This is a genomic window from Pelagibius sp. (genome assembly GCF_965249265.1).
Classification (GTDB): domain Bacteria; phylum Pseudomonadota; class Alphaproteobacteria; order Kiloniellales; family Kiloniellaceae; genus Pelagibius.
This window is the reverse complement of the sequence record NZ_OZ252224.1, coordinates 1494996-1509977: the sequence shown is the minus strand read 5'-3', so window position 1 is coordinate 1509977 and position 14982 is coordinate 1494996. Positions and strand designations below refer to the sequence as shown.

The following is a 14982-nucleotide window of genomic DNA, read 5'->3' as shown; positions in this document are numbered from 1 at the left end:
CATGGCGGGAACCGACCGGCAACTCACCGACTGCTCATTCTGAACGGAGATCAAGATGGCTATGTCGCCTATGCTGTTTGTCTGTCTGTTCCTGGCCGCACTGGGCATCTTCTTCGCCGGGGCCGGCTTTCTATGGTGGGTCTCACTCCAGGCGGGTGAAATCCGGCGGAAATCGGGTCACTGATGGGCAGCACCAGGCTTTCCGGCGCTTTTGGGCTGCGGACGGGAAGACCTGATAGAACACCGGAAAAATCCAGGCCAACAAAACGCTGAAAGCACGGAGAAAGAGATGTCCGATGACAGTCGCGCCACCGGAAAATGCCTCTGCGGCGCCGTCAAGATCACCCTGGCCAGCCGGCCGAAGGAAGTTGGCGCCTGCCACTGCAACATGTGCCGGCGCTGGGCCAGCGGACCGAGTATGGCATTCGATGCTGGAAAAGACATCAAGGTCGAAGGCAAGGCTCATGTCACCGCCTATCGTTCCTCCGAGTGGGGTGAGCGGGCCTTCTGCAAGACCTGCGGCAGCAACCTCTACTTCCGTCTTGTGGAGGCGGACAGCTATGTCGTCTGCGCCGGTCTTCTTGACGATCAGGACAGCCTGGCCTTCACAAGCCAGATCTTCATCGACTCGAAGCCGAACTTCTACGACTTCGCAAACGACACCAAGAACCTGACGGCTGCGGAGTTCATTGCCATGTACGCCCCACCAGCCGACAAGGCATAGCGGCCGCGGTACGGTCGCCCTGGCGTTACTCCCTGCGGCGGGCTCTCGATCGCCTGGTGCGCAAAAGGCGACCTCCAGGACGATCCCGAGTTCGACCTTTTGTCCTGCCTTGTCGGGGTTTCGGAAGAACGGTAAGACCGCCTGAACGGTCTAGCCGGCGAGGTACGTGACGCTGGCGGTCATGTGCGGAAGCTTGCGGCCCGGGATGGAATCCGAGGGCGACTCGCCGACGATCGCGAATCCCATGGCCTCGTAGAAAGGAACGGCGGCCGGGTCGGCGTCGAGATGCAGTTCGGTAATGCCTCTTTCCATTGCGCGCTCCAGCAGTTTTTGCCAGATCAGTCGCCCAACGCCCCTGCGCTGCCAGGCCGGATCGATGAAGAAGGCATGCACCTCGCCCGAGCGGCCATCCGGACCGGCCAAAAGGCAGGCACAGCCGCAGAGTTCCCCGCTCTCAGCGACCCAGTACTCACCCTCGGCAAGGCGCTCGCCGGTGACCGTCAGTTCGTCCCGGCAGGCGGCCATGAAGGCCTCGTCGTAGCCGTTGGATTGCTTGGAGCGTAAGGACAGTTCGGTCAGAGCCTCGGCCTCGTCGGTCCGGGCGCGGCGGATGGTAATGCGCAGTTCGGACATGTTTGCTAGCGATCCGTATCGTGATCGGGGTGCTGGTTGGAGACCACGCCCGCGTTCCAGTCGGCGTCTTCCTGCGCCTGGGCCGGGGCAACCTCCGGCAGGTCGAACAGGCCCACGGTGAAGCTGCAGCGGTCCGCCGTGTTCACCTGAACCGTCGGCGGCGCAAGTTCGGGCCGGTCAAGCGACCCGATCGACAGTTCGACACCACCTTCGAATTCATAGGTCAGTGGCGTGCCGCAGCTGGCGCAGAAGCCGCGCCAGTTGCGGTTGGAACTGTGAAAGACCGCCCTCTCGCCGCGCGTCCAGACGAGGCCCTGTGCGGAAACCAGGGGCCCAAAGAAACCGCCGAAGGCTTTCTGGCACATGCGGCAATGACAGATCGAAGCACGGCCCAAACCCTCGGCCCGATAACGAACGGCGCCGCACTGGCACCCCCCGGTAACGGCAGACACCCGGCTACCGCTCCGACAGGGCGAGCCGCAGCCCCAGCGCCCCGAAGGCCCCGGCAAAGCCGCGCCGCATCCAAGCCATCACCCGCGGCTTGGAGATGACATGATGCCGCGCTGCCGAGGCGAAAGCGCCGTAGCCGACGAAGACGACAAAGGTCAACGCCATGAACACGGCCGCCAGAACCAGCATAATCGCCGTTGGATTGGGCGCCGCCGCCGGCACGAACTGGGGCAGGAAGGCCAGGAAAAACAGCGAGAGCTTCGGGTTCAGAACGTTCAATAGCGCACCGCTGATCACGATGCGCCTCGCCGAGAAGCCGGTGTTTTTCTCGGAAACCTGAAGCGCGCCGCCGTCGCGCCAGATACTCCATGCCATGTAAAGCAGGTAAGCGACACCGAGGTACTTCACGACCTGAAAGGCCATGGCACTGGTGTGCAACAGGGCGGCGAGCCCGACGATCGAGGCGGCGATATGGGGCAGGATTCCCAGCGTACAGCCGAAAGCCGCGAAGACACTGGCCCGCCAACCCCGGCTCAGTCCGAAAGCCAGGGTGTAGAGCACACCGGTGCCCGGCAGCAGAACCACGATCAATGCGGTCAGCAGGTATTCAAACGACATGCGCGGATCTCCAAAGCCCGATGTAGAACTACCATCATCAAATCAGACATCCACAAGACTATCAAACAGATACCGGGATCGGCGCGGCTCCAGCCATCGTAGCCTTGAGCCGACGGCTTCTCTATCCGCGGAAATCCACCGGCAACAACCCAGCGTCTTTCAGGAGGTGAACCGCGAAGTCTTTGCGAAAGCTGCGCAGCGCCTGATATTCGCCAGCACGTGCATGCAGGGCAAAGACGACCGGTTTGCGGTCGGGCCGCATCAGAAAGCCGACATACCAGCCCTCGAAAGCCCCGTCGAAGTTGCCGGATTCAACGGGACCGGCGCCGGTCTTGCCGTGCAGGGAGAAGCCCTCTGCCTCGCCGGCCAGACTGGCAACGGCGAGCGCCTCCAACGAAGAAGCGGCGACTGCGAGCCGACCCTCCAGCAAAGCGGTCAGAAACGCGATCTGCTCTTCAACGGAGATTTTCAGAGTTCGGTCGAGCCAGAAAACATCCGAGCCTTCGGCAACCTCTGTATTGCCATAGTTCCACTGCGCAAGAGTTTCCCGATACCTCTCGGTCCCGACGTCGAGTGCGACGTCGCGGAAGTACCACACCGCAGAATACTTGAAGGCCGTGCGCAGTGTCTGATCCTGGCGCCAATCCTTCGGCCAGTAGTCGGCGGCGGGGCGGCGCGTCTCATCCCATTTGCGCTTTGCGTCGAGGCTGTCGGCGGCACCGGTTTCCAGCGCGATCAGCAGATTGGGAATCTTGAAGGTAGACCAGGGCGTGAAGCGCTCACTGAGCGCACTGCCTTCCAGCACGAAGCTGTTACCGGTTTCCAGGTCGCGTGCCAGAAAAGACACGTTACGCTCGGCGATCTCTGCTGCCAGGGGTGCGCGGACGACCTCAGTTCTTTCCTGCGCCTGCAAAGACAACGGCGCGACCACAATGAAAAGGGCAAGGCAGGCTGCGTCACGGAAACGAATCATCGCTTTCGTTGTTCTCCATGTTTTAAAGAAAGGGAAGACAGTCGACTCGAGGCCCATTGAATCAGCTTCGCGGCGGGTCTTCAATTGGAAGTCCGGGCTGGACGCCTGCGGCGACACAATGACACAGTCCGATAACTCCAGCCGCTTAAACCGAAGCCGTTCTAAGGAGCCGTGGAATGATACTGGTCGGTCAGTTCGACTCGCCCTTCGTGCGCCGGGTGGCAATCGCCCTGCATCACTACGGCATCCCCTTCGAGCGCCGGGTTCTTTCCGTGTTTAAAGACTTCGACGCCATGCTGAACGTGAATCCGCTGGGCAAGGTGCCCTCACTCGTTCTCGATGACGACGAAACGCTTTTCGACAGTCGTGCCATCATCGATTACCTCGACGGCATCGCGGATCCGGCCCTGAGGCTTGCTCCGACTGAAGAACCACAGCGCCGACAGGTTTTGAAGATCGAGGTGGTCGGTATCGGGCTTGCGGAAAAAGTCTACGAGCGTGGTCTGGAGTACTCGCGCCGGGCACCGGGAAGCAGCGACCCAGACTGGCGAGCGCGGCTGGAGACCCAGATCCGTTCGGCTTGCGGCTGGCTGGAAAATCTCACGCCTTCGCCCTGGCTCTTCGGCGAAACCTTCACCCGCGCCGACCTGGCCGTCGCCGTCGCGATGCAATACCTGGAAAGAGTGGTTCCCGAACTCGACAGCAGCAATGCCTTTCCCCGGCTCCAGGCGCACCGGCGGCACTGTGAGGCGCTGGCCGCCTTTGCAGCAGTACAGGACTCGACAGACGAAGCCCGTGCCAGCGGCTGGCGTCCGGAACCGCCGTCCTAACCGGCGATCAGCCGATTCACGTCGCCGGAGGCCTCCATGTGGGGCAGATGGCCGACCTTGTCGAAGCGGTGCAGCGTGACACTGGCCGGCAGGCCATCCCCGTGGGACGGCGGGACGATGGCGTCGTCGCTGCCCCAGACGATCTGTACCGGCACCGAAAGCTCGGCGAGCTTGTCCTTCATCACCAGGGCCTGGCGTCCGCCGGGGAAGACCGCTTCTGCCAAGGCGCGCAGGGCCGCCGTGGTGCCGTCGAGGCGCTTGTACTTTTGCACCTTGTCGACCATGTCGCGGCTGACCAGGGAGGGATCGGCGACCAACTGCTGCAACAGCGTCTTGATCTCCTTGCGGCGTTCGGCCCCGACGAAGCCATCGATGTAATCAATGTTGACCTCGGTGCCGAGCCCGGCCGGCGCCAACAGCGTCAGGCGGGTCACCTTTGCCGGCTGATCCAGCGCCAGCTTCAGCGCAATGGCGCCGCCCAGGGAGTGGCCGACGATATGGGCCGCGCTGCCGGCGACGGCATCCAGATAGTCGGCCAGAAGCGCTGCCATGCCCGCCACGTCGAGGGCGGCACCGGTCTTTTCCGACCGGCCATGGCCCGGCAGATCCAAGGCGAAGACCCGATGATCCTCGGCCAGGACGGGCTGGGTGAACAACCAGCTCTCGGTGTCGCCGCCGAACCCGTGCACCAGGATGACCGGCGGCGCGTCCTCCGGGCCCATGACCAGATGGCTGAGCTGACGCCCGGCGACGGTGATCATCTCCGGTTCCGGTGCGGCGGCGGCATCGCTCGCTTCGACGACGAAGTTGGCCTGGAAATCGGTGATGAAGGCCTCGATCTCCGCATCCGGCGTATCGGCCTCCGCCGCCACCCCGATGAGGGCGCCGACGGGCACGGTCTCGCCTTCGCCCACCACGCGGCGGCGCAGCACCCCGGCGACGGGAGACTCGAAGACGTTGGTGATCTTGGTCGTCTCGATTTCCAAGATCTCGTCACCGCCGGCGATGGCCACGCCCTCCTCGGCCATCCAGGCGCTTACCTTGCCCTCCTCCATCGCTAGGCCCCACTTAGGCATGGTGATAGCCTGGATCGCGGCTCCGCTCATGCCTGCGCTCCCATGACACTGCGCACCGCTTCTTCGATCCGCTCCGGGCTGGGGATGTAGAGATCTTCCAACTCGGCGGCGAACGGCACCGGCGTATGCGGCGGCGTCACCATGCGGATCGGCGCCTTCAGCGCGGAGAAGGCCTGCTCGGAGACCAGCGCCGAGATGTCAGTGGCGATGTTGCAGCGCGGACTCGCCTCGTCCACGATGACCAGACGGCCGGTCTCCTCGACGCATTCGATGATGGTTTCCTCATCCAGCGGCGAGGTCGTGCGCGGGTCGACCACGGTGCAGCCGATCCCTTCGCCCTCCAGCTTGTCCGCCACCTGATTGGCGAACTGCACCATGCGGCCGATGGCCACGATGGTGACGTCGTCACCTTCGCGGGTCAGGTTGGCTTCGCCGAAGGGAATGGTATAGGCCTCGTCCGGCACCTCTTCCTCGTCGTCGTACATGACCTTGTGCTCGAAGAAGATCACCGGATCGTCGTCGCGGATCGCCTGTGTCAGCAGGCCCTTGGCCTCATAGGCCGAAGAGGGAATCACCACCTTCAGGCCCGGCATGTGGGTGAAGACGGGATAGAGGCACTGGCTGTGCTGGCTGGCGGCGCGGAAGCCGGCGCCGTACATGGTGCGCACCACCAGCGGGGTCACCGCCTTGCCGCCGAACATGTAGCGGAACTTGCCGGCCTGATTGTAGATCTGGTCCAGACAGACGCCCAGGAAGTCAACGAACATCAGCTCCGCCACGGGCCTGAGGCCGGTGGCGGCCGCCCCTGCGGCTGCGCCGATGAAGGCGCTTTCGCTGATCGGCGTATCGAGAATGCGGTCGCGTCCGAATTCCGGCATCAGGCCCTTGGTGACGCCGAGCGGACCGCCCCAGGCATCGTCTTCACCGGCGGCGCCCATACCACCGGCGACGTCCTCGCCCATCAGGATGACCGTGGGATCGCGGCGCATTTCCATGGCCAGAGCTTCGTTGATTGCCTGGCGAAAGGATTTCTTCGGCATCTCGCCCTCCCCTTAGTAAGACACGTAGACGTCGGTGGTCAGGTCTTCGCGGGTCGGCGGCGGCGCTGCCACGGACTCGCTGACCGCCTCGTCGACCAGGCCGGCGACGGATTTGTCGATCTCATCCAGTTCCGCGCTTTCGAGCAGGCCGGTTTCGGCGACGCGCTCGCGAAAAATCACCAGGCTGTCCCGCTTCTGACGCAGGCCGTCGACCTCACCGTCGCCGCGGTAGGTCATGGCGTCGCCCTCGAAGTGGCCGAAATAGCGGTTCAGCTTCACATGCAACAGGCTGGGCCCGCCGCCGTCGCGCGCCTTAGCGATGACGTCGCGCGCGGCCTCGTAGACCGCGAAGAAGTCATGGCCGTCGACCTCGAAGCCCTCCATGCCGAAGGCCTCGGCCCGCTTCACCTGGCTGCCGCCGCCGACCGACCATGCCGAAGCGGTGGACTCGGCATAGCCGTTGTCTTCCACCACGAAGACCGCCGGCAGGTTCCAGACCTTGGCGAGATTGTAGGATTCCAGGGTGGTGCCCTGGTTGGAGCCGCCGTCGCCGACAAAAGCCACCGCCACCGCCCCGGTGCCCAGGGTCTTCGCGGTCAAGGCCGCCCCGCAGATCAGCGGCGGGCCGCCGCCGACGATGCCATTGGCACCCATCATGCCCTTGGAAAGATCGGCGATGTGCATGGACCCGCCCTTGCCGCCGCAGAGGCCGCCGCTGCGCCCATAGATTTCCTGCATCATGCCCTTCACATCGCAGCCCTTGGCGATGCAGTGGCCGTGGCCCCGATGGGTCGAAGCGATATTGTCTTTGTCATTCAGGTTCATGCAGACACCGACGGCCGAAGCCTCCTCACCGGCATAGAGGTGCACGAAACCGGGAATTTCGCCGCCGGCGAATTCATCATGCACCCGCTCCTCGAAGTCACGGATCGTGCGCATCTGCGTATAGGCTTTGACGAGATCTTCTTTGCTTAACTGAAGCATTGGCGTCATTCCTCCCATAGACGGCCTGTTGCAGGCCATGACCTGCCGCCGTCCGGCTTTCCGCCGGTCCGGCTGGCTATCGGGCCGCGCATCGCTTTGGTGGTCGACAAAGAACGGAAACGCCAGGGCCGATCCGTACGCGGATCTGGCATCCGGCACCATGGCAAAGGGCCATCGGAAAACAGTCGACTCACGTCACGACAGCTTGTCGGCACTTTTTTCTTAGTGTGACTGAGGTCCCATCGCCAATCAATGGACATTTGTAAGAAAGATGTTTCATTTGTTGGCAAAGTCGTTTCAGCCGGTCGCCAAACTCGCCCGACCGCAGCGGGTTTTCGACTGTGGCTTGCCGTCTTATGTTCCTGGAAAGCATGGGAGGTTCAGGCAATGCGCAGACTTACCATCGTCATGGTCGCCGGCCTTGCGGCCCTGGCGTCTCTTCCCGCCTCCGCCGACGAAAAACTGACGGCGGCACAGATCCAGCAGTTGCTCGACGGACGCACCGCACTGGGCAACTGGCGCGGCACCGACACGCGTCAGTTCTTTGAAAGCACCGGCGCCACGGTCTATCTGCCGAAAGGCGGCGTGCCGGACGAGGGCAAATGGAAGGTGGACGAGACCAAGGACCAGTACTGCTCCTGGTGGCAGCGTGGCGGCTGGTCCTGTTATGACGTGGAAACCGACGGCAGTACCTACTATTGGGTGACACCGGGCGACGACTACCGCTCCCCCTTCACCATGACCGACGGCCGGCAGATGGGTTTCTAAGAACAGGCCGTTCTATGCCAGCGGTCAAACCATCGGCGAAGCGCTATGCAGCGGCAGCAAGTTCCGCGTCCAGGCGGGCGATATGGCGGAGAGCGAGGCTGTGAAGACTGCTTTTCAGGCTGCGGGAAAGCGCCTTGATATCTGCGTGCAGGACCTCAAGGCTGGCGTCCTCGCCGTCAAGGCGCGGCTCGATCGAGAAAACACAATCGAGTGCGGACCCGCTATCCACCGCGGCGACCTGCCAGTTGTGTTGCAAAATGCCTTTTGCTTTCAGCTGCGTAAACAGCTCTGCCATCAGACGTGGGTGAACCAAAGACTGGCTGGAAAACCAGACACTCGGCAAGCGGTGTAATGCACCCTCTGCATCGCGATGCCCTTCGCAGGACCAACAAGACGAGAGCAATGGCAGCTCCGACAACGCATGAACCAAGGGCAGAATTCCCGGCTCGATGGGAAAGCGTTCCGGGTCCGACGAAAGCCGGCTGGCAAGGTCGGGGCAGTTCAGTCGGCAAGCACAGCTGCAGCTTTGTGGTGTGCAACGCGAACATGACAAACGGCAGTCTGCGCAAGCGCGCCCATCCGGCTGCGCCAGCACCTCCCGCAGATCGCGTATCAGGATCTCCAAGTAGCGCCGGTCAGGCGCCTGGTAAAAAATCTGCATGGCCCGGTCTCCGAACAGTCCGCTCAGGACAAACTTCCATCGCAAGACGGTAAAGGCGCCGGCGGCGGAGCTGCACCACTCCGCAGACCGATATGGTTAGCGGAAGGTAAAGATCCGATACCAACGCATTTAGCAAAGCAGTGTCTGGACCAGGTGGAAGTAGGCTTACCATAGCGTTCCTTAGCCTTCCTGGCCAAACCACACAAATTATGTACGCAGGGACGACGGATTTGGACCACCTCTTCGTCCTTGCCAGATTCGTCGGCCTGAGGCCCGAAGGCCTCAAATCACTGGGTTTGAGAGAGAGATTTCACCGCTTCCGCCCGGGCCAAGGCACAGGCAACATCCGTTGCCGCTTCGCCATTCAGAATCATGCCGCCTGATGTGGCCGCTCCTGGGCGATGCGCTACACCATGCCAAACACGGCTCAGGAAAAAGCGTCGGGTTCTGCCGCTTTGCGCTCGGCAATGAAGGCCTGCAACGCTTCGTCGATCGACGGCGCCAGAGCCGGCGCCTCATAGTCTGCCAACATCTTCTTGTAGATGCCGTTGGCGCGCTGGTAGGCGTCAAAAGCACCGTCGGCTTCCCACTGCTCGAAGGAATTGTTATCGGCGATGTTCGAGCGGTAGAAAGCGGTTTCGAAGTTGGCGCGGGTATGGGCACATCCCAGGAAGTGGTTGCCCGGACCGACCTCTCGCAGGGCATCCATGGCCTGACCGTTCTCGCTGAGGTCGTAGCCGCCGGCGAAAGTCTGCATCATGCCGAGTTGGTCCGCGTCGATGACGAACTTCTCATAGGACGAAACCAGACCGCCCTCCAGCCAGCCCGCCGCGTGGAGCACGAAGTTCACCCCGCCGAGCACCGTCGGCATCAGGGTCTGGGTGCTTTCATGCGCCGCCTGGGCATCCGGCAGCTTCGAGCCACAGAGCGATCCGCCGGAGCGGAAGGGCACGCCGAGGCGGCGCGCCAGGGCCGCCATGCCGTAAAGCACCAGGGCCGGCTCCGGCGTGCCGAAGGTCGGAGCGCCGGACTGCATCGACATGGAGGAGGCAAAGCTGCCGAGCACCACCGGTGCGCCGGGCCGCACCAACTGGCTGAAGGCGAGCCCGGCCAAGGCCTCAGCCAGGGTCTGGGTCATCACCCCGACCGGCGTCACCGGCGCCATGGCGCCGGAGAGGATGAAGGGCGTGACGATGCAAGCCTGATTGTGCCGGGCATAGACCTTCAGCGCGCCCAGCATGGTGGCGTCGAAGGTCATGGGCGAATTGGCGTTGATCAGATTGATCATCACCGTGTTGTTCTCGACGAAGTCGTCGCCGAAAACCATCTTGGCCATGGTAACAGAATCTTCCGCCCGTTCCGGCGCGGTCACCGAACCCATGAACGGCATGTCGGAATAGCGCAGATGGGTATAGACCATGTCGAGGTGGCGCTTATTCACCGGGATGTCGACCGGCTCGCAGACCGTGCCGCCGGAGTGGTGCAGCGACGGGCTCATGTAAGCCAGCTTCACGAAATTCCGGAAGTCCTCGATGGTCGCATAGCGGCGGCCACCCTCCAGGTCGCGCACGAAGGGCGGGCCATAGACCGGTGCAAAAACAGTATTGTTACCGCCGATCTCGACCGAGCGTTCCGGGTTGCGGGCGTGCTGGGTGAAGGTGGTGGGGATGGTCTCGCAGAGCTTGCGGCAAAGCCCGCGGGGAAAGCGCACCCGCTCCCCCTCCACATCGGCGCCGACGTCCTTCCACATCGCCAGCGCCTCGGGGTCCTCGCGGAACTCGATACCGATCTCGTTCAGCACCGTTTCGGCGTTTTCCTCGATCAGCGCCAGGCCCTCTTCGGAGAGGATTTCGTAGGGCGGGATCTGGCGTTGAATGAAACGGTTTTTGGCAACCGTCCCGCTCGTGCGCAGCGCGCGCCGCGCCTCGGCACCGCCGCCACCACGGCCACGGCGGCCGCGCCGGCCACCACCGTCGGACGACGCCAGTTCGTCTTCGGTTTCTGCTGTCCTCGCCATTCTCGGATCCTCAACTAGGGCGTTGGGGAATTATTCGCGCCGGGCCTCTGGCGGCTCTGTCGCAAGCGCGACGGTGTCCGGTGGAATAGCGCCAGCGGGGCGCTTCGACGTCCCCGCCAAAGGCCGCAGATTTCAAAGGGTTTGGGCCGGTTGGCGGAGTGACAGCCGGCGGTGTCGGTGATACGACAAATGCGGTCGCGCCGATGGGGAGCGCGCCGCCCCGCTTCGGGAAAGAATGGGCGCCTTGCCGGGCCGGTCCAGCGCCCGGGCTAACGCATGAGCGCGGCACAGGGTCCTGGCCGAAGCTCTTAGACGGAGACGGAGTTAATGGCGGAGTTCCAGAAAAGCGCTGATGTCGTAATCATCGGACAGGGCGGCATCGTCGGGGCCTCCGTTGCCCACCACCTGATCGAGCGGGGTTGGGACAACATCATCGGGATCGACAAATCCGGCATCCCTACGGACATCGGCTCGACCGGGCATGCCTCGGACTTCTGTTTCAACACGATGCACGACCAGATCACGATCTTCACGACCAGGTACAGCATCGACTTCTTCGAAAAACGCGGCCGCTACGCGCGCATCGGCGGCATCGAGGTGGCCCGCAAGGGCGACGACGAACGGATGCGCGAGCTCGAACGCCGGGTCAGTTCCGGCCGCGCCTTCGGCAACCGGGTCGAAATGATCACGCCCCAGAAGGTGAAGGAGCTGATGCCGCTGGTCGACGAAGAGGTCATACAGGGTGCGCTCTGGGACCCGGATGCCGGCCTGGTGATCCCACGCTCCCAGGTCGTGGCCGGGGAGATGATCCGCGAGGCCGAGGAAACCGGCAAGCTGACGACCATGGCGAACACCTCCTGCACCGGCCTCGATATCCAGAACGGCCGCATCAAGGGCGTCCACACCACGCGCGGCTATATCGAGGCGCCCAACGTCGTCGTCTGCGCCGGCCTCTGGGGCCGCCTGATCGCGGAGATGGCGGGCGAGGACCTGCCGGTCATGCCGGTCGACCATCCGCTGACCTTCTTCGGCCCCTACACGGAGTTCGCAGACACCGGCAAGGAGATCGGCTATCCGCTGCTGCGCGACCAGGGCAACTCCGCCTACCTGCGCGACACCGGCGATCCGAAGACCAGCGAGGGCGGCCAGATCGAATGGGGTTACTACGAAGAAAGGGAACCCCGCCTCGTCCATCCGCGCGACCTGCTGGAGAAGGAGGAAGCCCGCCTCTCCCCCTCCCAACGGGACCTTGAGATGGAGCAGGTTATCGAGCCGCTGGAGCGCGCGATGGAGCTGACCCCGATCCTCGGGGAACTCGGCTACAACGAGAAATACTCCTTCAACGGGCTGCTCCAGGTGACCGGCGACGGCGGCCCCTCCATCGGCGAGTCGCCGGATGTGCGGGGCCTGTGGTACGGCGTTTCGGTCTGGATCAAGGACGGCCCGGGCACGGGTAAGCTGATCGCGGACTGGATAACAGACGCCGGACCGAGTTCGACCATCACAGCATCGACTATGCCCGCTACTATCCGATTCAGAAAACCGAACGCTATATCCACGACCGCTGCTATGAGACGGCGTTCAAGATCTACAATCCGCCGGTACACAACCGCGAGCCCTACTCCAAGGGCCGGAACCTGAGGTGCAGCCCCTTCTATCTGCGGGAAAAGGAACTGGGCGGCTACTTCATGGAAATCGCCGGCTGGGAACGAGCGCACGGCTACGCCTCCAACGAGGAAACGCTGCTGGCCAAGTATGCCAACCGCGTGCCGGAGCGCCTGAACGAGTGGGACAACCGCCACTTCTGGCGGGTTTCCAATGCCGAACATCTGGAGCTTTCCGAGAACGTCGGCATGGTCAACCTCTCCCACTTCGCGATCTACGACGTCTCGGGCCGCGATGCGGAACGGCTGATGGAATACGTCTCTTCCTCGAAGGTCGCGGGCGACACACCGCTCGGCAAAGGGGTTTACACCAACTTCCTGGATGCCGCCGGCGGCGTGCAGGCGGACCTGACCGTCCTGCGCCTGGCCGAGGACCGCTTCCGGGTCATCGACGGCGGCGACGCCGGCAACCGCGATGCCACCTACCTGCGCCGCATGACCCAGGACAAGGAATGGTCGGTCTTCGTCGAGGACCGGACCGATCACTACGGCTGCATCGGCGTCTGGGGGCCGAACGCCCGGGCAAGCCTGAAGAAGCTGGCCGACGACCCGGCCGGGCTCGATCCGGAGAACTTCCCCTTCGCCGCCAGCCGGGACTTCACCCTGCGCGGCGTGCCGGTGAAGGGTTTCCGCATCTCCTATGTCGGGGAGCAGGGCTGGGAGCTCCACTTCCCCCTCGCCTATGGACTGGCGCTCTGGGACATGTTCCACGAGATCGGCATCACGCCCATCGGCATCGAGACCTACGCCAACAGCCGGCGGCTGGAGAAGAGCCTGCGGCTTCAGAACGCAGACCTTCTGACCGAGTACAACCTGGTCGAGGCCGGACTCGCCCGCCCGAAGGTGAAGGCCGCCGACTTCCACGGCAAGGCTGCCTACCTGGAGCAGCGCGCGCGGGCGCAGCAGCCGGCAATGCTCTGCACCCTCACGATAACGGACAGCACCGACAAGGACGGCGTGACGCGCTATCCGATCGGCAACTGCCCGATCGTCGATCCCAAGAGCAACGACGTGCTGATCGACTCGCTCGGCCGGCGCTCTTATACCACCAGCCTGGCCTACGGCCCCTCGGTCGGAAAGAACATCGCCCTCGGCTACCTGCCGCAGGACTACTGCGAGGAGGGCCGCCAGCTTGAAATCGAGTATTTCAATCAGAAGTTCCCGGTTCAGGTTGAAGCCGCCGGCATGAAGGGTCTCTACGACCCGACCAACGAGCGGATGCGATCGTAACAAAGCCCCCTCACCCCGGCCCTCTCCCGCCCAGACTCTTAAGGTTGGGAGAGAGGGAGAACTGATAGAGGACCACTCTGTTTCCCTCTCCCCTCGTGGGAGAGGGAGGGGCCCACAAAGTGGGAGGGTGAGGGGGCTTTGTTAACGGCTGTTGTACTATTCTTGCCCTTCCCCGACAGAAACCCTATCGTCCCGCTTTCCGCGGTTCTTAGAGCGAATCGCGCGATTACTCAAAGGACCTTCACGCTGATATGGCCGACCGCCTGACCGACCTCTTGAAGACCCGTCCCTGGCTGCTGGCCGACGGGGCCACCGGCACCAATTTCTTCGCCATGGGCCTACAGCACGGCGACGCGCCGGAGATCTGGAACCTGGAGCGCCCAGACGATGTCGTCCGCCATTACCGCAGTTTCATCGATGCCGGCTCCGACATCATCCTGACCAACACCTTCGGCGGCACCGCCAACCGCCTGAAACTGCACAATGCCCAGGACAAGGTCTTCGAGATCAACAAGGCGGCTGCCGAGCTGGCCCGCCGCGCCATCGATGAAAGCGGGCGCGAAGACGTGATCGTCGCAGGCTCCATGGGCCCCACCGGCGACCTCTTCGAGCCGATCGGGCCGCTGACCATCGACGCGGGCGCCGAGGCATTTGCCGAACAGGCCAAGGGGCTGGCCGCCGGCGGCGCCGATCTCCTCTGGATCGAGACCATCTCCGCCGTCGACGAGGTGAAGGCGGCTGTCGCCGGGGCCAAGGCCGCCGGCCTGCCCTACGCCCTCACCCTCTCCTTCGATACCAACGGGCGGACCATGATGGGGGTGACGCCGGCCCAGTTCGCCGAGCTCTGTCACAACCTGGACCCCCGGCCTGTCGGCTTCGGCGGCAACTGCGGCACCGGGGCCTCGGAACTGATGGCCGCCCTGTTGAACCTGCAGGAGGCGAAGGCGCCGGACGATGTGATCGTCGCCAAGAGCAACTGCGGCATTCCCCAATATGTCGAGGGCGCCATCGAGTACACCGGCACGCCCGAGCTGATGGCCGACTACGCACGCCTGGCCCTCGACGCCGGGGTGCGCATCATCGGCGGCTGCTGCGGCACCACGCCGGCGCACATCCGCGCCATGCGCGCAGCCCTGGAAAGCCATGAGAAAGGCGACGCACCGGACATGGAGTTGGTGGTCGCCAAGCTCGGCGAAATCTCCAAGGGCGCGGAACAGCAGCAGGCAGGTCCGCTGGGCGAGATTCCGGAAGCCCCGAAAGGGCGCCGCCGCGAAGGCCGGAGACGCGGCCGCGCCGCCGGCTAGGCGGGCAAGC

The 14982-nt window shown here is 63.7% G+C and carries 15 protein-coding genes; 6 read left to right on the top strand and 9 right to left on the bottom strand.

Annotation, left to right across the window (positions count from 1 at the left end):
• Nucleotides 1-289: 289 nt before the first annotated feature.
• A complete protein-coding gene (locus tag ACP146_RS07205; protein WP_422366091.1) occupies nt 290-724 on the top strand; it encodes a GFA family protein in 435 nt (144 codons plus the stop codon).
• Between the two features lie 150 nt (nt 725-874).
• On the opposite strand, the gene ACP146_RS07200 is transcribed toward ACP146_RS07205, so the two are convergent.
• The 4 genes from ACP146_RS07200 to ACP146_RS07185 form a co-directional block, all read right to left on the bottom strand.
• Entirely contained in the window at nt 875-1357 is a 483-nt protein-coding gene (locus ACP146_RS07200) for a GNAT family N-acetyltransferase (RefSeq protein ID WP_422366090.1), read from the bottom strand.
• Nucleotides 1358-1362: 5 nt separating this feature from the next.
• Nucleotides 1363-1809 carry a GFA family protein gene (locus tag ACP146_RS07195; protein WP_422366089.1) on the bottom strand — a complete coding sequence of 149 codons (447 nt, stop codon included), beginning with the start codon at nt 1807-1809 and terminating at the stop codon, nt 1363-1365.
• 4 nt (nt 1810-1813) lie between these two features.
• On the bottom strand, nt 1814-2425 hold the full coding sequence (locus ACP146_RS07190; protein ID WP_422366088.1) for a LysE family translocator: 612 nt from the start codon (nt 2423-2425) through the stop codon (nt 1814-1816).
• Nucleotides 2426-2546: 121 nt separating this feature from the next.
• On the bottom strand, nt 2547-3398 hold the full coding sequence (locus tag ACP146_RS07185) for a penicillin-binding transpeptidase domain-containing protein (protein ID WP_422366087.1): 852 nt from the start codon (nt 3396-3398) through the stop codon (nt 2547-2549).
• 176 nt (nt 3399-3574) lie between these two features.
• Here ACP146_RS07185 and ACP146_RS07180 point away from each other — a divergent pair, with 176 nt between their 5' ends.
• Nucleotides 3575-4228, top strand: coding sequence for a glutathione S-transferase family protein (locus ACP146_RS07180; RefSeq protein WP_422366086.1), 654 nt, complete (start codon nt 3575-3577; stop codon nt 4226-4228).
• On the opposite strand, the gene ACP146_RS07175 is transcribed toward ACP146_RS07180, so the two are convergent.
• From ACP146_RS07175 to ACP146_RS07165, 3 genes are read right to left on the bottom strand one after another with little or no spacing between them, the layout of a single operon-like run.
• Nucleotides 4225-5334, bottom strand: coding sequence for an acetoin dehydrogenase dihydrolipoyllysine-residue acetyltransferase subunit (locus ACP146_RS07175; RefSeq protein WP_422366085.1), 1110 nt, complete (start codon nt 5332-5334; stop codon nt 4225-4227). The two genes, ACP146_RS07180 and ACP146_RS07175, sit on opposite strands and share 4 nt — an antisense overlap.
• Complete coding sequence (locus ACP146_RS07170; RefSeq protein ID WP_422366084.1) at nt 5331-6344, bottom strand: alpha-ketoacid dehydrogenase subunit beta; 1014 nt, start codon at nt 6342-6344, stop codon at nt 5331-5333. Before ACP146_RS07170 ends, ACP146_RS07175 begins: the two co-directional genes overlap by 4 nt.
• 12 nt (nt 6345-6356) lie before the next feature.
• Nucleotides 6357-7328 (bottom strand): thiamine pyrophosphate-dependent dehydrogenase E1 component subunit alpha, encoded by a 972-nt coding sequence (locus ACP146_RS07165; protein ID WP_422366083.1) that lies wholly within the window; start codon nt 7326-7328, stop codon nt 6357-6359.
• Nucleotides 7329-7715: 387 nt separating this feature from the next.
• Here ACP146_RS07165 and ACP146_RS07160 point away from each other — a divergent pair, with 387 nt between their 5' ends.
• Nucleotides 7716-8096, top strand: a complete 381-nt coding sequence (locus tag ACP146_RS07160) for a hypothetical protein (RefSeq protein WP_422366082.1) — start codon at nt 7716-7718, stop codon at nt 8094-8096.
• A gap of 43 nt (nt 8097-8139) precedes the next feature.
• Here ACP146_RS07160 and ACP146_RS07155 read toward each other — a convergent pair whose 3' ends face one another.
• Together ACP146_RS07155 and ACP146_RS07150 are read right to left on the bottom strand one after the other, a co-directional pair.
• Nucleotides 8140-8526 (bottom strand): hypothetical protein, encoded by a 387-nt coding sequence (locus ACP146_RS07155; protein WP_425032373.1) that lies wholly within the window; start codon nt 8524-8526, stop codon nt 8140-8142.
• Between the two features lie 658 nt (nt 8527-9184).
• Nucleotides 9185-10774 (bottom strand): trimethylamine methyltransferase family protein, encoded by a 1590-nt coding sequence (locus ACP146_RS07150; protein WP_422366080.1) that lies wholly within the window; start codon nt 10772-10774, stop codon nt 9185-9187.
• Nucleotides 10775-11101: 327 nt separating this feature from the next.
• Here ACP146_RS07150 and ACP146_RS07145 point away from each other — a divergent pair, with 327 nt between their 5' ends.
• The 3 genes from ACP146_RS07145 to bmt all read left to right on the top strand — a co-directional run bounded on the left by ACP146_RS07145 (nt 11102) and on the right by bmt (nt 14972).
• Nucleotides 11102-12415, top strand: a complete 1314-nt coding sequence (locus tag ACP146_RS07145; RefSeq protein ID WP_425032370.1) for an NAD(P)/FAD-dependent oxidoreductase — start codon at nt 11102-11104, stop codon at nt 12413-12415.
• Complete coding sequence (locus ACP146_RS07140) at nt 12307-13668, top strand: glycine cleavage T C-terminal barrel domain-containing protein (RefSeq protein WP_425032982.1); 1362 nt, start codon at nt 12307-12309, stop codon at nt 13666-13668. The genes ACP146_RS07145 and ACP146_RS07140 overlap by 109 nt, the downstream gene beginning before the upstream one ends.
• 251 nt (nt 13669-13919) lie before the next feature.
• Complete coding sequence (bmt, locus tag ACP146_RS07135) at nt 13920-14972, top strand: betaine--homocysteine S-methyltransferase (RefSeq protein WP_422366078.1); 1053 nt, start codon at nt 13920-13922, stop codon at nt 14970-14972.
• The last annotated feature ends 10 nt before the right edge of the window (nt 14973-14982 follow it).

Bases quoted from the DNA above. Each gene is read 5' to 3' on its own strand.
- ACP146_RS07205 (WP_422366091.1), top strand. From the start codon at position 290: ATGTCCGATGACAGTCGCGCCACCGGAAAATGCCTCTGCGGCGCCGTC.
- ACP146_RS07200 (WP_422366090.1), bottom strand. From the start codon at position 1,357: ATGTCCGAACTGCGCATTACCATCCGCCGCGCCCGGACCGACGAGGCC.
- ACP146_RS07190 (WP_422366088.1), bottom strand. From the start codon at position 2,425: ATGTCGTTTGAATACCTGCTGACCGCATTGATCGTGGTTCTGCTGCCG.
- ACP146_RS07185 (WP_422366087.1), bottom strand. From the start codon at position 3,398: ATGATTCGTTTCCGTGACGCAGCCTGCCTTGCCCTTTTCATTGTGGTC.
- ACP146_RS07180 (WP_422366086.1), top strand. From the start codon at position 3,575: ATGATACTGGTCGGTCAGTTCGACTCGCCCTTCGTGCGCCGGGTGGCA.
- ACP146_RS07175 (WP_422366085.1), bottom strand. From the start codon at position 5,334: ATGAGCGGAGCCGCGATCCAGGCTATCACCATGCCTAAGTGGGGCCTA.
- ACP146_RS07170 (WP_422366084.1), bottom strand. From the start codon at position 6,344: ATGCCGAAGAAATCCTTTCGCCAGGCAATCAACGAAGCTCTGGCCATG.
- ACP146_RS07165 (WP_422366083.1), bottom strand. From the start codon at position 7,328: ATGCTTCAGTTAAGCAAAGAAGATCTCGTCAAAGCCTATACGCAGATG.
- ACP146_RS07160 (WP_422366082.1), top strand. From the start codon at position 7,716: ATGCGCAGACTTACCATCGTCATGGTCGCCGGCCTTGCGGCCCTGGCG.
- ACP146_RS07150 (WP_422366080.1), bottom strand. From the start codon at position 10,774: ATGGCGAGGACAGCAGAAACCGAAGACGAACTGGCGTCGTCCGACGGT.
- ACP146_RS07145 (WP_425032370.1), top strand. From the start codon at position 11,102: ATGGCGGAGTTCCAGAAAAGCGCTGATGTCGTAATCATCGGACAGGGC.
- bmt (WP_422366078.1), top strand. From the start codon at position 13,920: ATGGCCGACCGCCTGACCGACCTCTTGAAGACCCGTCCCTGGCTGCTG.